Source organism: Streptomyces sp. NPDC059957 (genome assembly GCF_042730015.1).
Taxonomy (GTDB): domain Bacteria; phylum Actinomycetota; class Actinomycetes; order Streptomycetales; family Streptomycetaceae; genus Streptomyces.
The window spans coordinates 14770-34723 of record NZ_JBHWMB010000055.1 but is presented as its reverse complement, the minus strand read 5'-3'; the positions used below and the strand labels follow the sequence as shown (position 1 = coordinate 34723).

General features: G+C 70.6%; 11 protein-coding genes. 2 read left to right on the top strand and 9 right to left on the bottom strand.

Annotated features, from left to right (window positions below):
* The first annotated feature begins 161 nt into the window (after positions 1 to 161).
* Positions 162 to 1373, top strand: coding sequence for a globin domain-containing protein (locus tag ACFWBW_RS29865; RefSeq protein WP_385378842.1), 1212 nt, complete (start codon positions 162 to 164; stop codon positions 1371 to 1373).
* Between the two features lie 44 nt (positions 1374 to 1417).
* Here the strand turns inward: ACFWBW_RS29865 and ACFWBW_RS29860 are convergent, their stop codons facing one another.
* Together ACFWBW_RS29860 and ACFWBW_RS29855 are read right to left on the bottom strand one after the other, a co-directional pair.
* A complete protein-coding gene (locus ACFWBW_RS29860) occupies positions 1418 to 2407 on the bottom strand; it encodes a nucleoside triphosphate pyrophosphohydrolase (RefSeq protein ID WP_385378839.1) in 990 nt (329 codons plus the stop codon).
* Positions 2408 to 2430: 23 nt separating this feature from the next.
* A complete protein-coding gene (locus tag ACFWBW_RS29855; protein WP_385378836.1) occupies positions 2431 to 3051 on the bottom strand; it encodes a SurA N-terminal domain-containing protein in 621 nt (206 codons plus the stop codon).
* Between the two features lie 176 nt (positions 3052 to 3227).
* Between ACFWBW_RS29855 and ACFWBW_RS29850 the strand changes: the two genes are divergently transcribed.
* A complete protein-coding gene (locus ACFWBW_RS29850; RefSeq protein WP_385378834.1) occupies positions 3228 to 5702 on the top strand; it encodes a YfhO family protein in 2475 nt (824 codons plus the stop codon).
* On the opposite strand, the gene ACFWBW_RS29845 is transcribed toward ACFWBW_RS29850, so the two are convergent.
* The 7 genes from ACFWBW_RS29845 to ACFWBW_RS29815 form a co-directional block, all read right to left on the bottom strand.
* A complete protein-coding gene (locus tag ACFWBW_RS29845) occupies positions 5641 to 5925 on the bottom strand; it encodes a hypothetical protein (protein WP_385378831.1) in 285 nt (94 codons plus the stop codon). The two genes, ACFWBW_RS29850 and ACFWBW_RS29845, sit on opposite strands and share 62 nt — an antisense overlap.
* Positions 5925 to 13613 (bottom strand): LamG-like jellyroll fold domain-containing protein, encoded by a 7689-nt coding sequence (locus tag ACFWBW_RS29840; protein WP_385378895.1) that lies wholly within the window; start codon positions 13611 to 13613, stop codon positions 5925 to 5927. The genes ACFWBW_RS29845 and ACFWBW_RS29840 overlap by 1 nt, the downstream gene beginning before the upstream one ends.
* Positions 13614 to 13628: 15 nt before the next feature.
* The gene (locus ACFWBW_RS29835; RefSeq protein ID WP_385378828.1) at positions 13629 to 16445 is read right to left on the bottom strand and encodes a DUF6531 domain-containing protein; all 2817 of its coding nucleotides are present in this window, start codon (positions 16443 to 16445) and stop codon (positions 13629 to 13631) included.
* A gap of 233 nt (positions 16446 to 16678) precedes the next feature.
* Positions 16679 to 17284 (bottom strand): BMP family ABC transporter substrate-binding protein, encoded by a 606-nt coding sequence (locus ACFWBW_RS29830; RefSeq protein WP_385378825.1) that lies wholly within the window; start codon positions 17282 to 17284, stop codon positions 16679 to 16681.
* A complete protein-coding gene (locus ACFWBW_RS29825) occupies positions 17281 to 17634 on the bottom strand; it encodes a hypothetical protein (RefSeq protein WP_385378822.1) in 354 nt (117 codons plus the stop codon). The genes ACFWBW_RS29830 and ACFWBW_RS29825 overlap by 4 nt, the downstream gene beginning before the upstream one ends.
* Before the next feature lie 116 nt (positions 17635 to 17750).
* Entirely contained in the window at positions 17751 to 19259 is a 1509-nt protein-coding gene (locus tag ACFWBW_RS29820) for a protein kinase (RefSeq protein WP_385378819.1), read from the bottom strand.
* On the bottom strand, positions 19256 to 19849 hold the full coding sequence (locus tag ACFWBW_RS29815; RefSeq protein ID WP_385378817.1) for a hypothetical protein: 594 nt from the start codon (positions 19847 to 19849) through the stop codon (positions 19256 to 19258). Before ACFWBW_RS29815 ends, ACFWBW_RS29820 begins: the two co-directional genes overlap by 4 nt.
* Positions 19850 to 19954 lie beyond the last annotated feature (105 nt).

The following is a 19954-nucleotide window of genomic DNA, read 5'->3' as shown; positions in this document are numbered from 1 at the left end:
CGGCGGTCTCTTCGGGGGCTGCGGGGGTCTGCTCGTGCACCCGGAGACCGTATCCCGCCCGCCGCCCATCACCCCATATGGACCATTTATCGCGGCTGTCCGTAGATCGGCCCTGGCTTGACCTCACGTTCTCCGGCGTTCCTACTTTCGGTTTTGTGGATGTGAGGATCTTGAAAAGCAGCTTCGCGGTGGTGGAGAGACGGGCCGAGCACGCGGTCAAGTTCTTCTACTCCCACCTCTTCTGGCACAACCCCGGAGTCCGTGAGCTCTTCCCGGCCTCCTTCGAAGACATGGAACGACAGCGGGACCGGCTCTTCGCCGCGCTCACCCATGTGATCGCCCACCTGGAGAACGAAACGCTCGTCCCCTATCTCCGCGACCTCGGCCGCGACCACCGCAAGTTCCTGGCGGGGCCCGAGCACTACGCGGCCGTGGGCACGAGCCTCATCGCCGCGCTCGCCGAAGCCTCCGGGTCCGCCTGGCACCCCCAGGCCGAGAAGGCCTGGTCAGAGGCGTACCAGGTGATCGCCGACGCGATGATGGCCGGCGCCGCCGACAGCGAGGACCCGCCCTGGTGGGACGCGGAGGTCGTACGCCACCTGCTGTACGGACAGGACATCGGCGTCCTCACCCTCCGCCCGCACGCCCCCTTCCCCCATCTCCCCGGCCAGTACGCGAGCGTGAGCAGCGACCGGGTGCCGACGACCTGGCGCACGTACTCCCTGGGGAACGCGCCCCGCGCCGACGGGACGCTCGACCTGCACGTCAGCCGGATCGAGGGGGGCCGCCTCAGCACCGCCCTGATCCGTGAGACGCAGCCCGGGGACGTGCTGCGGCTCGGTGCGGCCGGCGGGCAGATGACCTTCCGCCGCGAGGACCGCCCGGTCAGCTTCATAGCCGCCGGCACCGGCTGGGCACCGGTCCGCGCCATGCTGGAGGACCTGGCGGACCACCCTCCCGATCAGGACGTACGGCTCTTCGTGGTCGCGCGGGACGCCGCCCACCTCTACGACCGCCCACTGATCGACGAGTACGCGGCCTCCCTGGCCTGGCTGAGCGTCACGTACATCACCCCCGCCCCCGGTCAGCACCGCAACCAGGCCACCGACCGGCTGGCGACCGCGCTCAGCAACCGCGGGCTCTGGCCCGACCAGGACGTCTACCTCAGCGGTCCGCCGCAGTTCATTCGGGAGACCTCGGAGCTCCTGGAGGGGCTCGGCGCGCTCCCGGACCGGATCTTCCACGACTCCGTACCTGCCGGTGGCAAGGGCCCGGACCAGGGGAACCGGCCGATGGGCTTCGGCGAATGGTTCCTGAACCGCCCGGACCCGCACTGGCACAACCCGTCGGGCCGCGCGCCCCGCGGGTATTGAAAACATCGCCGCCTGACGCAGTCGCGGCCTCCCGCCGCTGAGGGCTACTCTCCGACGCCCTCGGCCGCACGGATCGCGTCCCGGTAGGTCCGGGCCGCCGCGCGCAGCGCGGTCTCGGGGTCGGTCCCCGCCGCCTCGGCACGCGCCGCCAGGTCCAGCAGTTCGTACCCGACGCCCTCTCCGCGGGGCAGTTCCACGGGCACCTCCCCCGCACGGGCGCGGCCCGCCAGCTTGGCCGCGAGCGCGAGACCGGGCTGGCCGAGCGGGATCCCGTCGGTCACCGACTCCCGCTGCTTCTCCACCTGCTTGGTGCGCTGCCAGTGTGCGTTCACGTCCTCCGGGGTTTCCGCGGTCGCGTCGCCGAAGACGTGCGGGTGGCGGTGGATCAGCTTCTCGACGAGGGCCCCGGCCACGTCGTCGATGGAGAACGGCTCGTCCTCTTCACCGGGGCCGCCCTCCTCCGCGATGCGCGCGTGGAAGACCACCTGGAGCAGGACGTCCCCGAGTTCCTCGCGCAGTTCTTCGCGGTCCCCGGCCTCGATGGCCTCGACCAGCTCGTAGGCCTCTTCGATGGCGTACTTCGCCAGTCCCTCGTGCGTCTGCTCCGAGGTCCAGGGGCATTCGCGCCGGACCCGGTCCATGACCTGGACGAGGTCGAGCAGGCGTGCGCCCGGCAGGTCGTACGAGCCCGGCAGCAGCTCCAGGTCCGGTACGGCGACCCGGCCCGAGCCGGCGAAGCGGGCCAGCCCGTCCGTGAGCCGCCGGTCTCCCTCGCCGCTCAGCAGGACGACGACCGTGTGCCCGCCGGCGCACTCCTCGATCAGCGCCTGGGCGTCGGGGGTCTCCAGCGCCACGTCGACGCCCGCCTCGCGCAGGTACGGGAGCTGGACGTGGCCCGGGTCGGCGCACAGCACCCGGTCCGCGGCGTGCAGGGTCTGCCAGGCCGGCCAGGACAGCATGCCGGGGGCGACCCGGTGGCTCGTGGTCAGCAGCACGATGCGGCCGGTGGGCTCGGAGGACACGTCGTCAGTCACCCTCCGAACCTACCTCCCCCGGCCTAGGCGCCGGCCGGGGGCTGCTCGGGCCGGGTGACCTGGGTGATCCACGGGGTGGAGTGCTCGCCGAGGGTGACCCGCTGGGGGTCCCAGACGCCGTAGCGCGGGTTGACCTCGATGCCGAGCGCGGCCGCGGCCTTCGCGGCGGGCTCGGCGAGCTTGCCCTCGCCGAACTTGGCGTTCAGCTTCTCGAAGAGCACCTGGTCGCGGACCCAGCGCTCGATCTGGTCGGGGGCGACGGCGGCCTTCTGCAAGATCGCCTCCTCGAACGCCGCGGCCCCGCGGTTGCCCTCGTCGTAGGCCTTGCGGGCCTCCTGGAGCTCCTTGGGGGTGACCTCGAGGCCGGCGTCCTTCGCCATCCGGTCGAGGATCCGGCTCTGCAGCATGGTGCTGAGCTTGACCCGGTCGAGCTGCGGGACGGCCGCGATGAGCTCGGCCGCGTGGTCGGAGCGGTTCTGCGCGGTGCGGACGTCGTTCACCTGGGCCTGGAGCGCGGAGGTGGTGATCCGTTCGCCGCCGATCACGGCCGCGGTGCCGGGGCGGGCTTCGCCCGAGCACGCGGACAGCAGAGGGGCCGCCAGGAGCAGGGCGGCGGAAACGGAGAGCGCTGTGCGACGGTGCAAAGGAGCCTCCAGGGCCGGGAGATTGTGCTTCGGTGCACAAGGGCCGTGCGGTGATCGATGTTATGCAGTCGAGGTGATCAGAGCCACCGGTTCGACCAACGATTCCGAGGGTGTTGGGGTTCGCGTCCACCGATGGCCACCCTTCGGCCCACCGGGAGTGCCAGGGTCGGCCCACCATGTCGACACCGCACCGCTCCCCGCGCCGCCCCGGTCTGCTCGGCTCGGCGCTCGCCGCCCTGGTCACGGTGGTGGCCGTGTGCGCCGGAGACGCCGTGGCGCGCGTCTTCCCGTACGGGCCGCGCCACCGCAGCATCAACGACCTCGGCAACCAGTTCGTGCCCTTCCACGCGCACCTGTGGGACCTGCTGCACGGGCGCGCCGGGGGCGGGCTGCTGCTGAACTGGCAGTCCGGGTACGGGACCAGCTTCCTGCCCGACTTCGGGACCTACCTGGCCAGCCCGTTCGCCGTCCTGGTGGGGCTGTTCCCGCGCCAGGACATCGACCTCGCGGTGTACGTGGTCACCGTGCTCAAGACGGCGGCCGCGGCGGCGGCGATGGCCTGGCTGCTGCGCACGCAGCGGCGCGGGCCGGCGTGGGCGGCGGGGCTGCTCGGGGCCTCGTACGCGCTGTGCGGCTGGTCGGTGATCGAGGCCTCGTACAACCCGATGTGGCTGGACGGACTGATCGCCTTCCCGCTCCTGTGTCTGACGGGTGAGTGGGCGCTGCGCGCGCGCCGGCCGGTGGCGGCCGTCGTGGTGGTGGCGCTCTGCTGGACGGCGAACTTCTACACCGCCTACATGGCGACGCTGGGCGCGGTCCTGGTGCTGCTGGTCCGACTGCTGCTGATCCGCTCGGGCACGGCCCGGTCGCTACGGGCCCTGGCGCGGGCGGCCCTGACCACGGTGTTGGGCGTCGCCCTGTCGATGCCGGTGCTCCTCCCCCTCTTCCTCAGCTCGAAGCAGGCCTACCCGGGGTGGTTCAAGCCGTTCGTGCCGGTGGCGACCGAGGACCTGCTGGCCCGGCTGCTGCCCGCCACCTACTCCTTCTCCTCCCCCGCCCTGTTCATCGGCACCGGGGCCCTGCTGCTCGCGGCGGCCCTGCCCTTCCACCGGACGGTGGCGGGGCGGGAGCGGCTGCTGTGGACGGGGCTGGTCCTGCTGGTGCTGCTGTCCTTCCAATGGATGCCGACGCACCTGGCCTGGCACCTCTTCGCGACGCCCAACGGCAGCCCGTACCGGCAGACCTTCGTGCTGGCCGGGATCGTGGTGATGGCCGCCTGGGCGGGGCTGACGTCGGCCGGCCCGCCGCGGCCGTGGGCACTGGCGGGCGGCGCGGCGGTGCTGGCGGCCGTACTGCTCGCGGCGAGCGGGAGCGGGCTCGCGACCCCGTGGGGGCTCGCCCTCTTCGGCGGCGGCCTGGCGCCGGCGGGCGCGGCCTGGTGGGCGCTGCGCCACCGGCGCCTGGTCCTGCCGGCGGTGGCCGTACTCGCGCTGGTCCTGGTCGCCCAGGCGGCGGCGACCACCGCCCACGGACAGCGGGGCAAGCTGGCGGGGCTGGACGACTACCCGGTGTGGGGCGCGGCGCACACCGCACGCGCCGGGGCCCTGGAGGCGGCCGGGGGCTGGCCCGCGTACCGCACGGACGCGGGGCGGCCGGCGCTGACGGGCAACGACCCGATGCTGCTGGGCGGGGAGGGCGGCGCGTACTACAGCAGCCACACCCCGGACCTGTTCACGCGGACCATGATGGCCCTCGGGGCGGGCTGGACCTCGCGGGGCCGCAACGTACAGAGCCTGGACAACCCGGTGACGGACGCCGTCTTCTCGGTAGGCGCCCGCCTGCGGCCGGACGGCACGATCGCCCGCGCGGAGGTCCCACCGCTGGTCACGGTCCGCCCGCCCGGGCCGGAACCGGCCTATGGGGCATCGCCCTTCGCCAACCAGGAGCTGCTGCTGGGCGCGCGGGTCTACGAGGCCCCGGTCTCCCCCGGCGTCTGCCGCGCGGGCACGGAGGCCTTCCTCTGGGCCCCGGAGTACAACGCGACGGCCCGCCTCGCGGACGGCCCCTCCTTCCGCCTGAACGCCAACCCGCCGCGCAACAGGGCGGCCCTGCAGCCGATGGGCGTCTCGCAGGGCCGCCCCTCGCAGCTGGTCTTCGACGCCCCCGCCCCGACCCACTGGGAACTCTCCTGCCTGGACCGCCCCCGCCTGGAGGCGGCGGTGGCGGCCTTGCGCGCATCGGCGGCGACCTCGCTGCGGGTCACCTCTTCGGGCATCCGCGCGGAGCTCCCGCCGAACACCACGGGCACGGCGGTCCTCGCGGCCCCGGCGATCGCAGGCTGGACCTGCAACGGCCGCCCGGCCGCCGCCCGCCTGGGCCTGGTGGCGATCCCCCTGGACGGGCACACCGCGGTCATCGCGTGCACCTTCCGCCCCCCGGGCCTCGTCCCGGGCCTGGCGGTCGCGGGCGCGTCGCTCCTGGCACTCGTGGCCTTTGTCCGGGCAACCCGCCCGGCCCCGCGGGACGGACGACGAAACGCCCCGCCGATTTCTCGGCGGGGCGTTTCCAGGGGTCATTCACTCAGTCAGCTCATGAAACGTCCGCAGACCATTCCAGCCACTCGTCGAGGCTCTCGGTCAACGACGCCGTAACGATGGTTTGCTCTGTCGACATCAGAGCATCGCGCATCGCTTCAACGGTTTCCCGGTCCAAGTGGAGGGTCAGCCACAGCTTCGGATTGACCAGAGTTGGCACAATGTCCGCATCCGATTGCCGAATCAGATCGGCCACATCGAAGGCCTGGCGCTCACGGAGTCCAGGCATGTCGATGCCCCAATAGGGGAAATCCGGATCGGTATCCACGTCGTTGTCCATCAGCAACCAATCGGGGTCAGGAGGGCGTCAGTGGTGGCGGTACGGGTAGTTTTCTGGCCGAGTGCCTCAACCGAATCTGCAATCTTCCACGTTCCGCCGTTGTGGGAGCCGTCCCCGTTTCCGATGTCCTGAGTGATGTAGGTCTTCTTCTTCTTGTCGGTGAACACCAGCTGGCCACGCATCTTGAAGTTGGTCTTCGTGTACTTGAGGTACTTCGCCAAGTCGATCGCCTGCTTGTTGGTCAGCGGCTGATTCCGTCCCGCCACCTGCGTGGGCAGCGGATCGTCATTGTGGACCAGGACTGGCGTATTGCCGGCGAGCACATGGTACGTGTGCAGACCCTCGACGCTGAGGTCGTAGGTGACGCGCTCCGCCGTGTACGACTTGACCTCGACGATGGCTGTCGGTACACCGTCGCCGTTCTGGACCTGCTGGCCGGCCTTGAGGTCGCCGGCCTGGGTCCAGGCGTTCTGCGTGGCCTCGTAGAACTGGTGGTGCTTGGTGGTCTGGATCGTCTTCGGACCGTCCTTCGTGGCTACGACGACATCGACGTAGTCACGGTCGGTCTTGGTGACGATCACTTCCTTGACCCGGTGCTTCTCCTTCTCCTTCTTGCCGGGCTCTGCCGTCAGGACGTAGTCCCCGGCCTTGACCTCCGAGATCGGCTTCGTCATGCCGTTGGCCAGCAGAACGGCCGTCGCGCCGGTGAAGCTGTGCGGAGTCGGCACGCGGCACTGGGTCGGGCGCGGAGCGCCCGGCGAGTCGTCCGCTTGCCGCTGCTGCTTCGACTTGGGGCCCCACTTGCCGGCCGCCGCACCGAAGACGCCGCCTGTCGCCGCGCCCACGGCCGTGGCCGTGGCCGCGCCGCCGACGCTGCAGCCCTCCCTGCTGCTGACGCAGGAGACGCCGTAGCCGACTGCGCCTTCCGCGGCGCCGCCCGCAGCGCCCATGACACCACCCTGGAGCGCCTTGCCGCCGACACCGGCGAGCAGACGGCCCACCGCGCCCGCGGCGAGACCGCCCGCCGCGCCACCGAGGGCACCGGTCACGGCGCCCACGCCGACCGCCATGGCGAAGCCGCCCAGGGTCTTGGGGCCGTCGCTCATCATGTAGCCGACGCCGTTGGCCGCGGCGCCCGCGAGGGCCGCGCAGCCGATCGCGCCGACGCCGGCCGTGATGGCCGTGCATCCCGCGAAGACCGCGACTCCGACCGCCACCGCGGCGATCGTCGAGGCGTGTTGTTTGACGAAGTTGGCTGTGGCCTTGGCTGCCTTCTTGACGGCTGTGCCGACCTTCTTGGCTGCCTTGACCACCTTCTTCGCCACGTGCTTGACGGCCTTGGCGACCTTCTTGACCTGCTTCTTGACGTGCTTGACGACCTTGTGGGCGACCTTCTTCACGGCCTTGTACGTCCGTTTGACGTATCTCTTGACCTTCCGGACGCTGTCGTTGACGTAGCGCACGGTCTTCTTGACCGCCCGGTACGTCCGGTAGACGGTCTTCTTGACCGCTGCCTTGACCTGCCGCGCGGCCTGCTTGACCACCACGGCGGCCTTCTGGACGGTCGCGACCGTCGCGTGCCAGGCCGTCGAGACGGTGTGCGTGACCTTCTGCGTGACCTTCTTGGCGATCTTCTTGAACCAGTCACCCCAGTGACCCGTCGGGTCGGTGACGGTCATCGGGTTGGCGTTGGCGTACGCGTAGCTGTTCGCGGTCACCGAGGCCGGGAGCGGGTTCTGGGCGACCGTGTCACGGCTGTTGAACTGGCCCGTCTGCGGCGAGTACCACCGCGCGGCCATGTTGACCTTGGACGTCTCCGGGTCCGTCCAGCCCGACTGGTAACCCAGCTGGCCGGCCATGCCCTGGGTCGAGACGACCTTGCCGAACGGCGAGTACGTCGTCGAACCGGTCAGTGCCTCGCCCGTGGCGGTGAACTGCCCCACCACGTCGGTGTGGAGGTCCGTCAGTGCCAGGACCGACGACACCCCCGTCTTGATTCCGACCAGCGACCCGTCCGTGTCACGGCTGTAGGTCGCCAGGCCGTCCGATGCGACGTCGTTGCCGGTGCCGCTGTACTGGAGCGTGAACAGCGGACCCGAGGTCGGGTTGCTCGCGCTCAGCACCCGGTCGAGGCCGTCGTACGCGTACGTACGGTCGCCCTCGTTGATCACGCGGTTGAAGGCGTCGGCCTTGATCGAGGTCGTCCTGCTGCCCTCGTCGACGACCGAGCTCATCGTGCCGCGCGCGGTGTACGCGTACGTGCTGTGCCCGTCTGACGTGAGCCGGTTGCGGGCGTCGTAGGTGTACGTGTCACCGCCGACGCGCGTGCGGTTGCCCGCCCCGTCGTAGCCGTAGACCTCCGTCGCCGTCCCGTTGTTCCAGGAGGACAGCCGGTTCGCCCAGTCGTACGTGTAGGTGTTCGCGGACGAACCCGCGAGACCCGCCGTCGTCTTCGACGTCTCGTTGCCGTTCTCGTCCCAGCCGTAGGTGATGGACGACAGCTGCGTGCCCGAGGGCGAGGTCAGCTTGTCGTTCGTGACCCGCTGCAGGGCGTCGTACGTGTACGAGCGCTTCGCCTTGCCGGTGCCGTAGTCGATCGACGTGACGTCGCTGTTGACGTTGTAGCCGTAGGTCAGCGTGCCGCCCGTGGCACCGTCGTTGACCGTCTTCAGCCGGCCGGCGGTGTCGTAGCCGAAGCTCGACGTGCCGGACGCGTCCGTCCTGGAGGTCATCGCCCCGTCGCCGTTCCAGGCGAAGGAGGAGGCTCCCGAGGGCCCTGCCGCGGACAGCAGCAGACCGCGGTCGTCGTAGGCGAAGGTGTTCTTGTCGGTACCCGTGCCCGCGACGGCCGTGATGCGGTCGTCGGCGTCGTAGTCGTAGGTGCGGGAGATGGTGGAGACTTCCGCGCCCGTACCGGACTGAGTGATCAGCCGGCCCTTGACGTCGTACTCGTTGCTGGCGACCACGCCGCCCGGGGAGCGCTGCTCCTTGGGCCGTCCCGCGCCGTCGTACACCGTGGTGAAGGTGCGGTCCGCCGCGTTCGGGTGGGTCGGGGTGGAGGGCTCGATGACCGATTCCGGCATACCCCACGTGTTGTATGTCGTGAGGAACGGGTTACCCCGGCCGTCGGTGAAGCGCGTCCGGTTGCCCGCCGCGTCGTAGCCGAAGGTCGTGGTGATCGACTCGGTCGCCGAGACCGGCTGGACCGCCTTGGTGATCAGGCCGGTCGCGTCGCTGGTGAAGGTGGTGGTGTGACCCCGGGCGTCGGTGAGAGACACCGGGTTGCCCGCCCGGTCGTACGCGGAGCTGCTGCTGCGCAGCACCGTTCCGTTCGTGTCCAGGTCGCTCGACGTGGTGAGCTGGCCGAAGCCGTCGTACGTGTTCTTGGAGCTGGTGCCGTCCGGGTCCGTCGCGGTGAGGACCTGACCGTCCATGGTGTAGGTGAAGCTGGACTTGGCACCCGTGCCGTCGGTCGCCTCGGTGACCTCGCCCACGTTGTTGTACTTGTAGGACTGCGTGATACCTGTCGGGCTCACGGTCCGGGACAGGTTGCCGCCCGGCGCGTCGTACTCGTTGATCGCCGTGTAGGCACGCTGCGTCGGCTGACGCTCGATGTCCGTGCTCGTCAGCGGTCGTTCCAGGTAGTCCCAGGTCGTCTCTTCGCGGGCGCCGTTCGGCCGGGTGGCCGAGAGCTGGTCGCCGTTGGTGTCGTAGACGTACTTGGTCGTACCGCCGCCCGGGTCGGTGACCGAGGCCAGGTCGCCCAGCTGGGTGTAGGTGTAGGTCCTGCGGGCACCCAGGGGGTCGATCTCCGCCGTGACCTGGCCGAGCTTGTTGTACTCGTTCCAGCTCGTGGCGGTGATCGGGGTCGAGGCTCCCGGCGCCGTGTAGTTCGGCGAGGTCGTCGAGGACTCCTGGCCCTCGGCGTCGTACGCGGTGACCACGACGTTGCCGAGCGGGTCGGAGGACTCGGTCGGCTCGCTGAAGGTGTTGTAGCCGGTCATCGACACGGGACGGACGGAGACCGGGGTCCCGCCGTTCTGCTCCGCGCTGACGGTCGGCTCGGTGACCGTGGTCTGCTGGCCCGCCTCGTCGTAGCCGTAGTCGGTGGTGCTGCCGTTGGCATCGGTCATCGACAGCGGCAGACCGCGCTGGTCCAGCTTCCAGGTGTTGGTGCGGACGGCGCTGCCCGCTGCCGGGAGCGTGCCGCCCTTGACCGCGGAGACCTGCGCCGCGGTCAGTGCCTCGCCGTAGACCTGGACGTCGCTGAGGGCGCCCTTGTGGTACTCGCCGTAGGAGCCGGCCGCCTTGCGGCGTCCGATCTGCAGCGGCCCCGTGGCCTCCCAGGGTTCGGTGAACGCGGTCTCCTGGGCGAGCGTCCCGTTGACGTAGAGACGGATCTTGCCCGCCTCCGCGTCGTACATGCCGAAGAGGTGGGTCCAGGTTCCTGCCGTCACCGCGGCGGTGCCGGAGACGGCCCGGGTCAGGGTCAGTCCGGACTCGTCCTTGTTCGGCCGGTTGAACGTCCAGCCGAACGCGGTGGAGTAGTAGAGCTGGAAGCCGTTGCCGTACACCGCGTCCTGGGACAGGAAGGTGTGGTTCGCGGTGGTGTCGTCCAGTCGTACCCACGCCCCGACGGAGAAGCCGCCGTTGGTGTTCACGACGGGGCCGGACGTCTTGCCGTAGCTGCTCGACGTGCCGCCGAAGACCGCGGATCCGCCCTGTTCCGTGGAACGGGTCACCCCACTGGTCAGAGTGACCTTGTTGGTGCCACCGGAGGAGTCGTCGGCGGTCGTGCCGGCGCTCTCGGCCAGCTTCCACCGGGCCACCGGGGCCGTCGTGCCGTCGTGGACGGTCTTGCCCGTGACGTTGCCGAGCTGGTCGTAGCGGGTGTCGGACGTGGAGACGTCACCCGTCGCCGGGTCCTTCTCCGTCTCCGTCACGACGTTGTCGTCCGGGTCGTAGGAGACCGTCGTCGTCCGGGCGAGCCCGGCCGGGTCCAGTACCGACTTCGTCGTGCGGTCGGCCGCGTCCACCGTGAAGGCGGTCGTGGTCTTGCCGTCGTTGGTCACCTGCTGGATGAGGTTTCCGGCGGCGTCGTAGGTGTTGGCCTGCTGCGTGAAGGACTTGCCGGTCTGCGGGTCCTTGCGGACCACGGTGGCCGACAGGCCGTCGTCGGTGTAGGTGTACGCCGTCACCCAGCCCATCGAGTCGGTGATCGACGCGAGGCGGCCGGCGGGGTCGTAGGCCCGCGACTCCTGGACCAGGGTGGCCGGTGACGAGGGGTTGTTCGGGTCGCCGGTGTGGTTCAGGAGGCTGGTGGTGAGCGGGCGGTTCTCGCCGTCGAAGGTGTAGGTGTTGACGTTCCCCGCGGGGTCCGTCTCCTTGACCTTGTTGCCGTAGCCGTCGTACTCGAACGACGTGGTGTCGCCGCCCGGGTCCGTGCGGCCCGCGAGGCGGTTGTACGGGTCGTACGTCATGGTCGTCGTACGCGCCGCGTCGCCGCCGGTGACGTCCGAGACCGTCTGGGACAGGATGTTGCCGTCCGCGTCGAACCCGGTGGTGGTCCTGGCCTGGTGCACCGCGCCGGTGACCCGGTTGGTGACCGCGGGGCCGGTTTCGGTGAGGACCTGGTCGTTCTTGTCGTACGTCTGGGACGTGACGAGTCCGGCCGGGTTGGCGTCGGATATCTCGGTCCGGGTCAGCTGCCGGCCGAGGTTGTCGTACGTGACCTTCGCCTTGGCGCCGTTGGCGTCGGTGATCTCCGCGAGGTCACCGTTGGCGAAGTAGCTGTACGTGGTCTTCTTGCCGCCGGCCGTCGTGACCTGGCTGACCAGGCCGGCCGGGGTCACGGCGGTGCCGCCCTCGGCCGCCGGGGTGGTGGCCGTGGTGTAGGTGGTGCTGGCGGTGCGGCCGTTCGGGAAGCCGGGCACCGGCGGGGTGGTCACCGCGGTGAGCTTGCCGCCCGTGTCGTAGGTGTAGCTGGTGAGATAGGTGTTGTCCGTGGGGCTCGCGGAACGGCCGTCGCGCTCGGTGAGGAGCAGGTCGTTGCGCAGGTCCATCGGCGGGAACGCCGTGGTGGCGTCCGGGTAGTAGCTGTAGTACGCCGTGGAGCACTTGTTGGCGGCCGTGTCCTGGCAGACGGTCTGGGAGACCGTGTTGCCGCGGATGTCGTGGCCGGTGACGCTGCGGTTGCCGTTGGCGTCGGTCACGGTGTGCAGGAAGCCCGCCGTGTCGTAGCCGTAGGTGGTCCGCTTGCCGTCGGTGCCGACCGTGGCGAGCATGCGGTTGCCCAGCTCGGCGTCGTACACGTACGTCAGCGTCTTGTTGGTGGGGTCGGTCAGGGTGACCGTACGCACCGGGGCGACACCGGAGGACGCCTTGTAGGCGGACCAGTGCTGGCCGACCTCGGCGTCGCTCAGGCCCTTGGAGTGGACGGCGACCTCGGCGATGGAGCCGGTGAAGAAGCTGACGTCACCGGGTGAGCTGGTCCACTTGCTGAAGCCGGCTCCGACGAACGTCCGCGACGTCGTCTGGTCGTCCGGGGCGCCGGTGCAGGTGCTCTGCTTGGCGCCGTCGAGGTAGAGCGTCTGCGTGGTGCCGGCGGCCGAGAGGACCGCGTGGTGCCAGGCGTTGTCGGTGACGGTCGCCGTGGACGCCACGTTCGCGTTGCCGTTGCAGGTACTGCTCCACCAGTGGCCGCGCAGCTTGCCGTCCGCTCCGACGTAGAGCATGTCGCTCCAGGAGCCGCTCACTCCCGCCGGGTCGTTGGGCGCCTTGGACTGGTCGCTCATGATGACGCCGGGCTTGGTGGTCTTGAACCACAGCTCGACCGAGCGGTCCGCCTTCGCGTGCAGCGGCCCGTAGGGCAGTTCCACGAAGGAGCTGGTGCCGTTGAACTGCGCCGCGCTCACGTCACCGGCACCGAACGGTCCCGCCACGCCCTGCGTGACGGTGTTGTACGTGCCGAAGCCGGTGTGCAGCTCGTTGGCCGCCTGCGCCGCGCCCTGCGTGTCGTCCAGGCGCCAGTAGCCGCCGGGGGCGGAGCCCATGACGGCCGAGCGGTAGACCTGCGAGGAGCCGGTGACGGTGGCCGGGTTGAGCTTCCAGGTGCCGCCGTTGCCGTCGGTGGCCTGCTGGACCAGGTCGTCGGTGGTGCCGTAGGTGACGGACGCCTGGGTCTTGCCGCCCGGGGTGGTGATCTTCTGCAGCAGACCGGCGGACCGCTTGGCGGCCTGGTACTGGGCCCCGATGACCTCGGGGGTGAGGGGCTCGGTGTAGATCGCGGCCTCGGCCAGCTGGCCGGAGAAGTGGCCGAGCTGGTCGTTCGCGTTCATCGCGGGCCAGTTGCGGTTGTTCACGCCCGCACCCAGGGAGATGTACGGGGTGTTCCAGTCCTTGATCTGGCCGGACTTGGTGCCCTGCGAGACGCCGTCCAGGTAAAGGGTCTGGATGGTGCCCGCACCGGTGAGGGTCGCCTGGTGCCACTGTCCGTCGTTGACGGAGGCGGCCGAGGTGATCGTCGTGGTGCAGCTGCCGGTGGCCAGGCAGCCGCGCAGTTTGCCGTCGGTGCCCACGTAGAGCGCCGGGGTGTTGTACCAGGTGTTGGCGACCGGGTCGGTGATGCTCAGCGGCTTGTCACCGTAGTAGAAGAGGACGCCGCCGGCCTGGGTGGTCTTGAACCACAGCGAGATCGTCGTGTACTAGGGCGTGGCGCCGGGGGCGCTCGGCATCTCGACGTACGAGGTCGTGCCGTTGAAGGTGGCCGTCTTCTGGGTGGAGCCGGCCAGCAGACCGCTGCTGCCCAGGGTCACGTTGCGGTACAGGGCGTTGTACTTGCCCTGGTTGGTGTCGACCGTGTCCTTGGTGACGGTCGCGCCCGAGGCCTCGCCGAGCCGCCAGTACGCGTACGGGTCGGCGTCCAGGACCGTGGTGCGGTGGTGGTTGCCGGTGGCGTACGTGTACTGCGTGCACTTGGACCAGTCTGCGGGCGGGCACACCGTGGCGAGCTGGTCGCCGGTGTAGGTGTACTTCCACGTCTGGGCGGTGTTCGGCTCGATCAGCACCGACGGGTCGGTGTACACGGTGTCCACGTGCGGGACGGTGGCCCCGGCCGGAGTGGCCCAGGTCAGACCGAGCGAACGGCCGGCCGTGGTGTTGGTGATCTTCGTCAGCTGCTTGGAGGCGTTGTACGTGAACGTCTCGCCGCGGCCCGCGAAGTCCACGATGCCGGAGATCGCGTAGACACCGGTCTTCGCGGTCGCCTGCGTGAAGGAGTAGGCCGTGAAGTCCTTGTCGGTCAGCTTGTAGCCGCCGCTGACCGTTTCCAGGCGGGCGTAGCGGCCCAGCGGGGGCACGAAGCTCCCGTCGGTGTTGCGGCCGAAGGCGACCTGCTCACCGCCCGGGTAGGTGATCGCGACGCTGGTGACCGTACCGGCGCCGTCCTTGGTCTCGGCCGCCTTCATGTCGACGACCGTGGACCAGCCGGCGCCGAAGGCGCTGTCGATCCGCGGGTCGATGCTGTTGTACGAGCGGTCGATCTGCAGGGACGGGCCGACGACGGGGACGTCCGCGTCGGTGTCGTCGGTGGTGTAGTTGCCGTCCGACGGGTCGAACTCGTGGCCGTCGTTGTTCTGGGCCAGGCGCGAGGTGACGGGCGGCTGCGGCACCGCGGTGGAGAAGCGGCTCGCCGAGTACATCACCGAGTCGTATCCGTCGGTGACGCTCACGTACCAGTTGTAGTTCTTGCTCCAGCTGAGCTTGCCCGCCGGGACCTTCCAGCCACGGTCGGCCGTCAGACCGGACGTGGCGACGGCGGTCGTGCTGGTGCTGTCGGCGTCGTACACCTCGAAGGAGTACGACAGCGCCCCGGGCCAGTTGTCGGCGTCGCTCGCGTTGACGAGCAGCTCCGGCTGGAGGGTGTGCGCCTGGAAGTTCTCCGGCGGGTACTGGGCGTCGACCTGCGGCTTGGTGTTGGGCGAGTAGGTCAGTTCCAGGGCCGGCCGCCATCCGGAGGTCGCCGAGTTGTCGGAGTGGAACTTCTTCCAGTGCAGCGCGTCGCCGGTCGGCGCGGTCAGCGCCAGGCCGTGGTTGGCGCCGCCGAGGGCCACCTGGTCGAACCAGGCGGTCTGGAGCGGCACCGCCATCTTCACGCCGACGTTGGTGGCGCCGGTCGTGTTGGAGCAGGAGGCGCCCGGCGCGGGCGTGGCCGACCCGATGGCCGTGCCGTAGCTCGGGCCCGGGTAGCTCGTGACGCCGGAGGGCGTCCACGACTGCGTGATGTGGTTGACGGAGAACGACGACGCGGTGCAGGTCGAGGACCAGAGCGCGTACACGTTCAGCGTGGCGGCGGTGACCCGCTGACCGGCGAGCGTGCTGCCCAGCGAGGAGAACTGCAGGAACGAGTTCGCCTTGTTGGTGCCGGAGTCGTACGAGCCGACCTTGATCTGGTTCTCGGTGGAGTGGTCACCGCCGATCGTGTTCTGGCTGTACGTGGAGTTGCTGGAGGTGACGGTCGGGTCGACGGTCACGGGGTAGACCCGCTCGGGGGCGTCCAGCCAGGCGCGGTCCGCGGTCATCCGCAGGGCCGGCTTGCCGTCCGCCTCGATCAGCTCGTAGGTGACGGCCCGGGACTGGGCGGCGTCGCCCGAGCGCGGGTCGATCTTGGAGTCTTCCATGAACGCGTGCGGGATGGTGGCGGTCACCTTGCCGTCGGCGTCGGTGAACTCCACGTCTCCGTCGGCCGCGATCCGCGGCGTCAGTCCCTTGGCGTCCAGGAGGAAGGTCCAGGAGTTCGCCGCCTTCGGGGACCTCAGGACGAGGTTCTCCTTGAAGCCCTCGCTGAGGGGTACCAGCTCCACGTCGGTGTCGGGCAGTACGCCGGCGTAGGTCGTGGTGCCGTTGGCCGCCACGGTGGGCGTGGCCTTCGCGGCGCCGCTCAGCGCGTAGGCGAGGGAGCGGCCGGAGCCGAAGTCGATGGAGGCGAGCTGCTGGTCGGCGGCGTTCGGGGCGAACTCGACGTCGAGCGAGTTGGCGCGCTCCTGGAGCCGGCCGTCCTTGTCCGCGACCAGCGCGGTGTCGATCTGCTTCCAGGCGCCGTCGGCGTCCTTGAAGTTGGCCCGGCCGGAGAAGTGGCGGACGGTGGTGGAGCCGTCGGCGTTGACGTAGTGGTCCGACGTGGCCGTGGACTTCTTGGCGTCCCGCTTGCTGGTCCGGGCGTCGAAGCTCTTCGCCGTTCCCTTGGCCTTGCCGGTCGTGGCCGTTTCGGGCTGGTCGGTGAACCGCTTGTACGGATCCAGTTCGCCCTTGCCCTTGCCGGGCTTGCGGCCGGCGCCGCCTTCCTCGCTGGTGTCGTCGGCGGAGGCCTGGTGGCCCTTGCCTCGGGCGGTGCCGCCCTGCTGGTCGGGGGTGTCCAGCGGGGACGTACCGGCCCAGCCCATCAGGCCGGACAGGGAGAATCGGGGCATGCTCAGCGCCGGAAGCGTGACGCCACTGGCGGCCGCGGTCTCGGTGGTGAGCATGCAGGAGAAGGAAATCAGGACGGAAAGAGCGGTGACCCTCGCTCTTCGCCTACCGGTACGACCCGGTGGGAAGAGGCGCGAGCTACGAACCCTACGAACACGCATGGGCGAGCCTTACTTGCGCGAAATCGATAAAATCTTCGCGAGACTGCCCGATCGCCGAACACGGGCGTGAGCCGGGGTCAGCGCTTTTACCAATTCTTTATCCGCCACGCGAGATCGACGCTTGACCGTTACGCGCCCGACGCCTCGACGGCCTGTCGAACGGCCTCTGCCACGGCGTCCTTCAGCCCGTCACCGGACTTCACCGCCGTGACGTTCCCGGCCGCCTGCGATCCGTCCACCACGACGAACCGCGCCTTGGGATGGCCCTTCGCCCCCGCCTGCGTGGCCTCCACCTGGGCGGCGCCGACGGCCAGCACCACATCACACTTGCGCTGCATCAGGCTGTTGAAGAACGGCCGGGCGTTGTCGGCCGAGGACTCCCCGACGACCGGCACGTAGGTGACGCGCGCGCGGGTCTCCAGCGAGGCCGCCTGCATCCCCTCCCACACCGGGGCGGCGGGCGCACCGGTCACGATGCCCTTCTCGTCCGTCAGCAGGCAGGCGTCGAACTCCTTGTACTGGCGCGCCCTCGGGTCGGGCGGGCCGTCCTGCCCACTGCCGACGAACACCCACGCGCCCACCAGGGCGAGCACCAGCACGGCCGCACCGCCCAGCGTCCATCCCGTACGGCCGCGCAGCGTGCCGCTCACCGCGGCCAGCACCCGCCCGAGGAGCGTCCCGCTCCCGGATTCGGGGTGATCCGTCCGGTTCCTCCACGTACGGCGCGTCTTCATCGGGGCCCCGCCGCACATCTCTTGGCGAACAGGCAGTGCAGCGCGGCGCCCGCCGTGGAGAGGAACAGCAGCAGCACGTCGATGCCGAACTGCCAGCCGTGGGTCTCCTCCGGCGTCAGGGCTATCTGGAACCACCAGGCGACGGTCACGCAGCCGAAGAGGAGGGCGGCGAGCCAGTCGGCGCGCGCACCCCGGCGCCGGGCGATGACCAGCGAGGGCACCGCGCCGAGGACCCCGAGGCTCAGCACCGGGACAGCGGCCAGCAGGGCCCTGGGAAGGAGCCCGGGCAGGGTCCTTTCCCGCGGCGGGGCCGCACTCTCGACGGCCGCGGTGGCGGCGGTGTCCTTCACGATCGGCTACCTCTCGGGAACGCTTTGACGCACAGGGATGCTGACAGGACGCCGTACGGTACACCGCCGACCGGAACCTCCCGTTCCCGGGTCCTTGATCACGACAGCGTGCGTTCTCAGCGCACCTGGCCCAGCCACTGGAGGGTCCGGCGGACCTCCGCCGTGAAGGGGTGCGCCGTGCCGTGCAGGCGTTCCGCGTCGAAGAGCAGACGGGCCAGGGTGTCGTGGGCCGCCGGGCGGTCGCCGAGGGAGAGCAGCAGGTGGGCCATGCGGCGGCGGACCTCCAGGGGGAGGCCCGGGTCCGGGTTCGCGTAGTGGTTCTCGAACAGCGGCAGCAGCGCCCGGTACTCGGCCAGGGCGGCGGCCGGTTCGCCGAGTTGCTCCAGGCACTGGGCCGCGTCGTAGCGGAAGCGCAGGGACTGCGGGTCGCCGGCCGGGAACTCGTCGGACAAACGGCGCAGTTCGGGCAGGGCCCGGCGGTACTGCCCGTCGTCCATCAGCGTGGCCGCGTACTGCTTGCGCAGGGAGCGGACCACCGGCGAGCGTTCGCCGTGCTGCTCGGCCGCGGCCGGCAGGATGCCGCCGAGGATGTCCACGGCCTGGGTGAGCATGCCCTGGTCCAGGAGCTTCTTCGCCTCCTCCACGGCCGCCGGCACGTCCGGCCTCGGCGGTGCGGGCGGGGTCGCGGGCCGGGGCGGGATCACGGTGGCACGGTCGGGCCAGGGGGCCTGCGGGCGCAGGAAGGGGCGGGTCGGATCGAGCGGGCCGGTGGGGGCGCCCGAGCCCGGGTGCGGCAGCAGCGGCGCGAGGGCCGCGTACACCGCCTGCGCGGAGGCCGGCCGCTCCTGCGGGTCCTTCGCGAGCAGCTGGAGGAGTACGGCTTCCAGCTGTTGCGGGACCTCCGGGCGCAACTGGCGCACCGGGAGCGGGGGTTCGTACAGGTGGCGGTGGAGCACCCCGAGCGCGGTGGAGCCGGCGAAGGGGACGTTGCCGGACAGCAGCTCGTACAGGACGACGCCGAGCGCGTAGAGGTCGGTGTGCGGGCCGACGGCACCGCCCATGGCCTGTTCGGGGGCCATGTACGCGGGGCTGCCGATCGGTGAACCCGTGCTGGTGAGGCGGGTGGTGTCGGTGTCCATCACGGAGGCGACGCCGAGGTCCAGGACCAGCACGGTCCCGTCGGGACGGACCATGACGTTGCGCGGCTTGAGGTCCCGGTGGACGATCGGCACCGCGTGCACGGCCGACAGCACCGAGCACAGCTGCGCGATCACCGACACCGCCCAGGGCCACGGGTACGGATCGTGCTCGGCGAGGTGGTCGGCGAGGTCGGCGCCCTCCACGTACCCCATGACGAGGTACAGCTCGTCGCCGTCGCTGCCCGCGTCGTGCACGGTGACCAGCCCGGGGTGGTCGACCTGCGCCGTGACCCGGCATTCGCGCACGAAGCGGCGGCGCAGCTCCTCGGCCACGGAGCCGGGGCCGGCCACCTTGTCGGGGCGCAGCAGTTTGACCGCGACGCGGCGGTCGAGGCGCCGGTCGTACGCGGTCCAGACCTGGCCCATGCCGCCCTGGCCGAGGATGGTGGCGAGCTGGTAGCGGTCGCCGATGAGCCGGTCCGTCACGGGCGGGGGCCCTCGTTGTGGGGCGGTTGCTGCTTGCGCAGGAGCTCGCTGAGCTCGTCGAGTTCGGCGCGGACCTGCCCGATGCGCGGGGGCGGCGTCGGGGCGGGCGCGGGCTCGGGGATGACCTGCTGGGGGGCGGGCGGGTAACCGTACGCGGGAGCCTGCTGCTGCTGCGGCTGCGGCTGCGGCTGGTGCGGTACGTACGGCGCGGGCGGCGGCGGATACCAGGCGGCGTGCTGCCCCGCCCTGGCCGCGGCGTGGTGGCGGATGTCGGCCGCGAGGAAGTACGCGGTGACGCTCAAGCCGGTGAGGATCGTGAGGGAGGCACCGACGTTGGCCTGCCAGCCGCTGTTGTCGGGGGTCGGGTCGAGCCCGCTCAGCAGCACCCAGAAGAACTCGGTGACCACGGACGCGCCCATCAGCCACCAGTCCCTGCGCCGGCGGGTGACCAGCGCGAGCCGCAGCATCGTCCCCCAGGCGAAGAGTCCGCAGCTCAGGACGGGGAGCAGCGCGAACAGCACGCGGAGCGTCACCACGCTCCCGGTACTGGGCCGGTGACCGAGGGGCGGCGGGGTGCCGGGGCCGTGCATCGCTGCTCCTGACGGGCCGTGCGGAGGAAGGGCGGGGAAGCGTGAAGCGGGGGACTGCGGGAAATACGGGGTGGTGCCGGGTCTGAGCGTATACAGCGTTTCCGG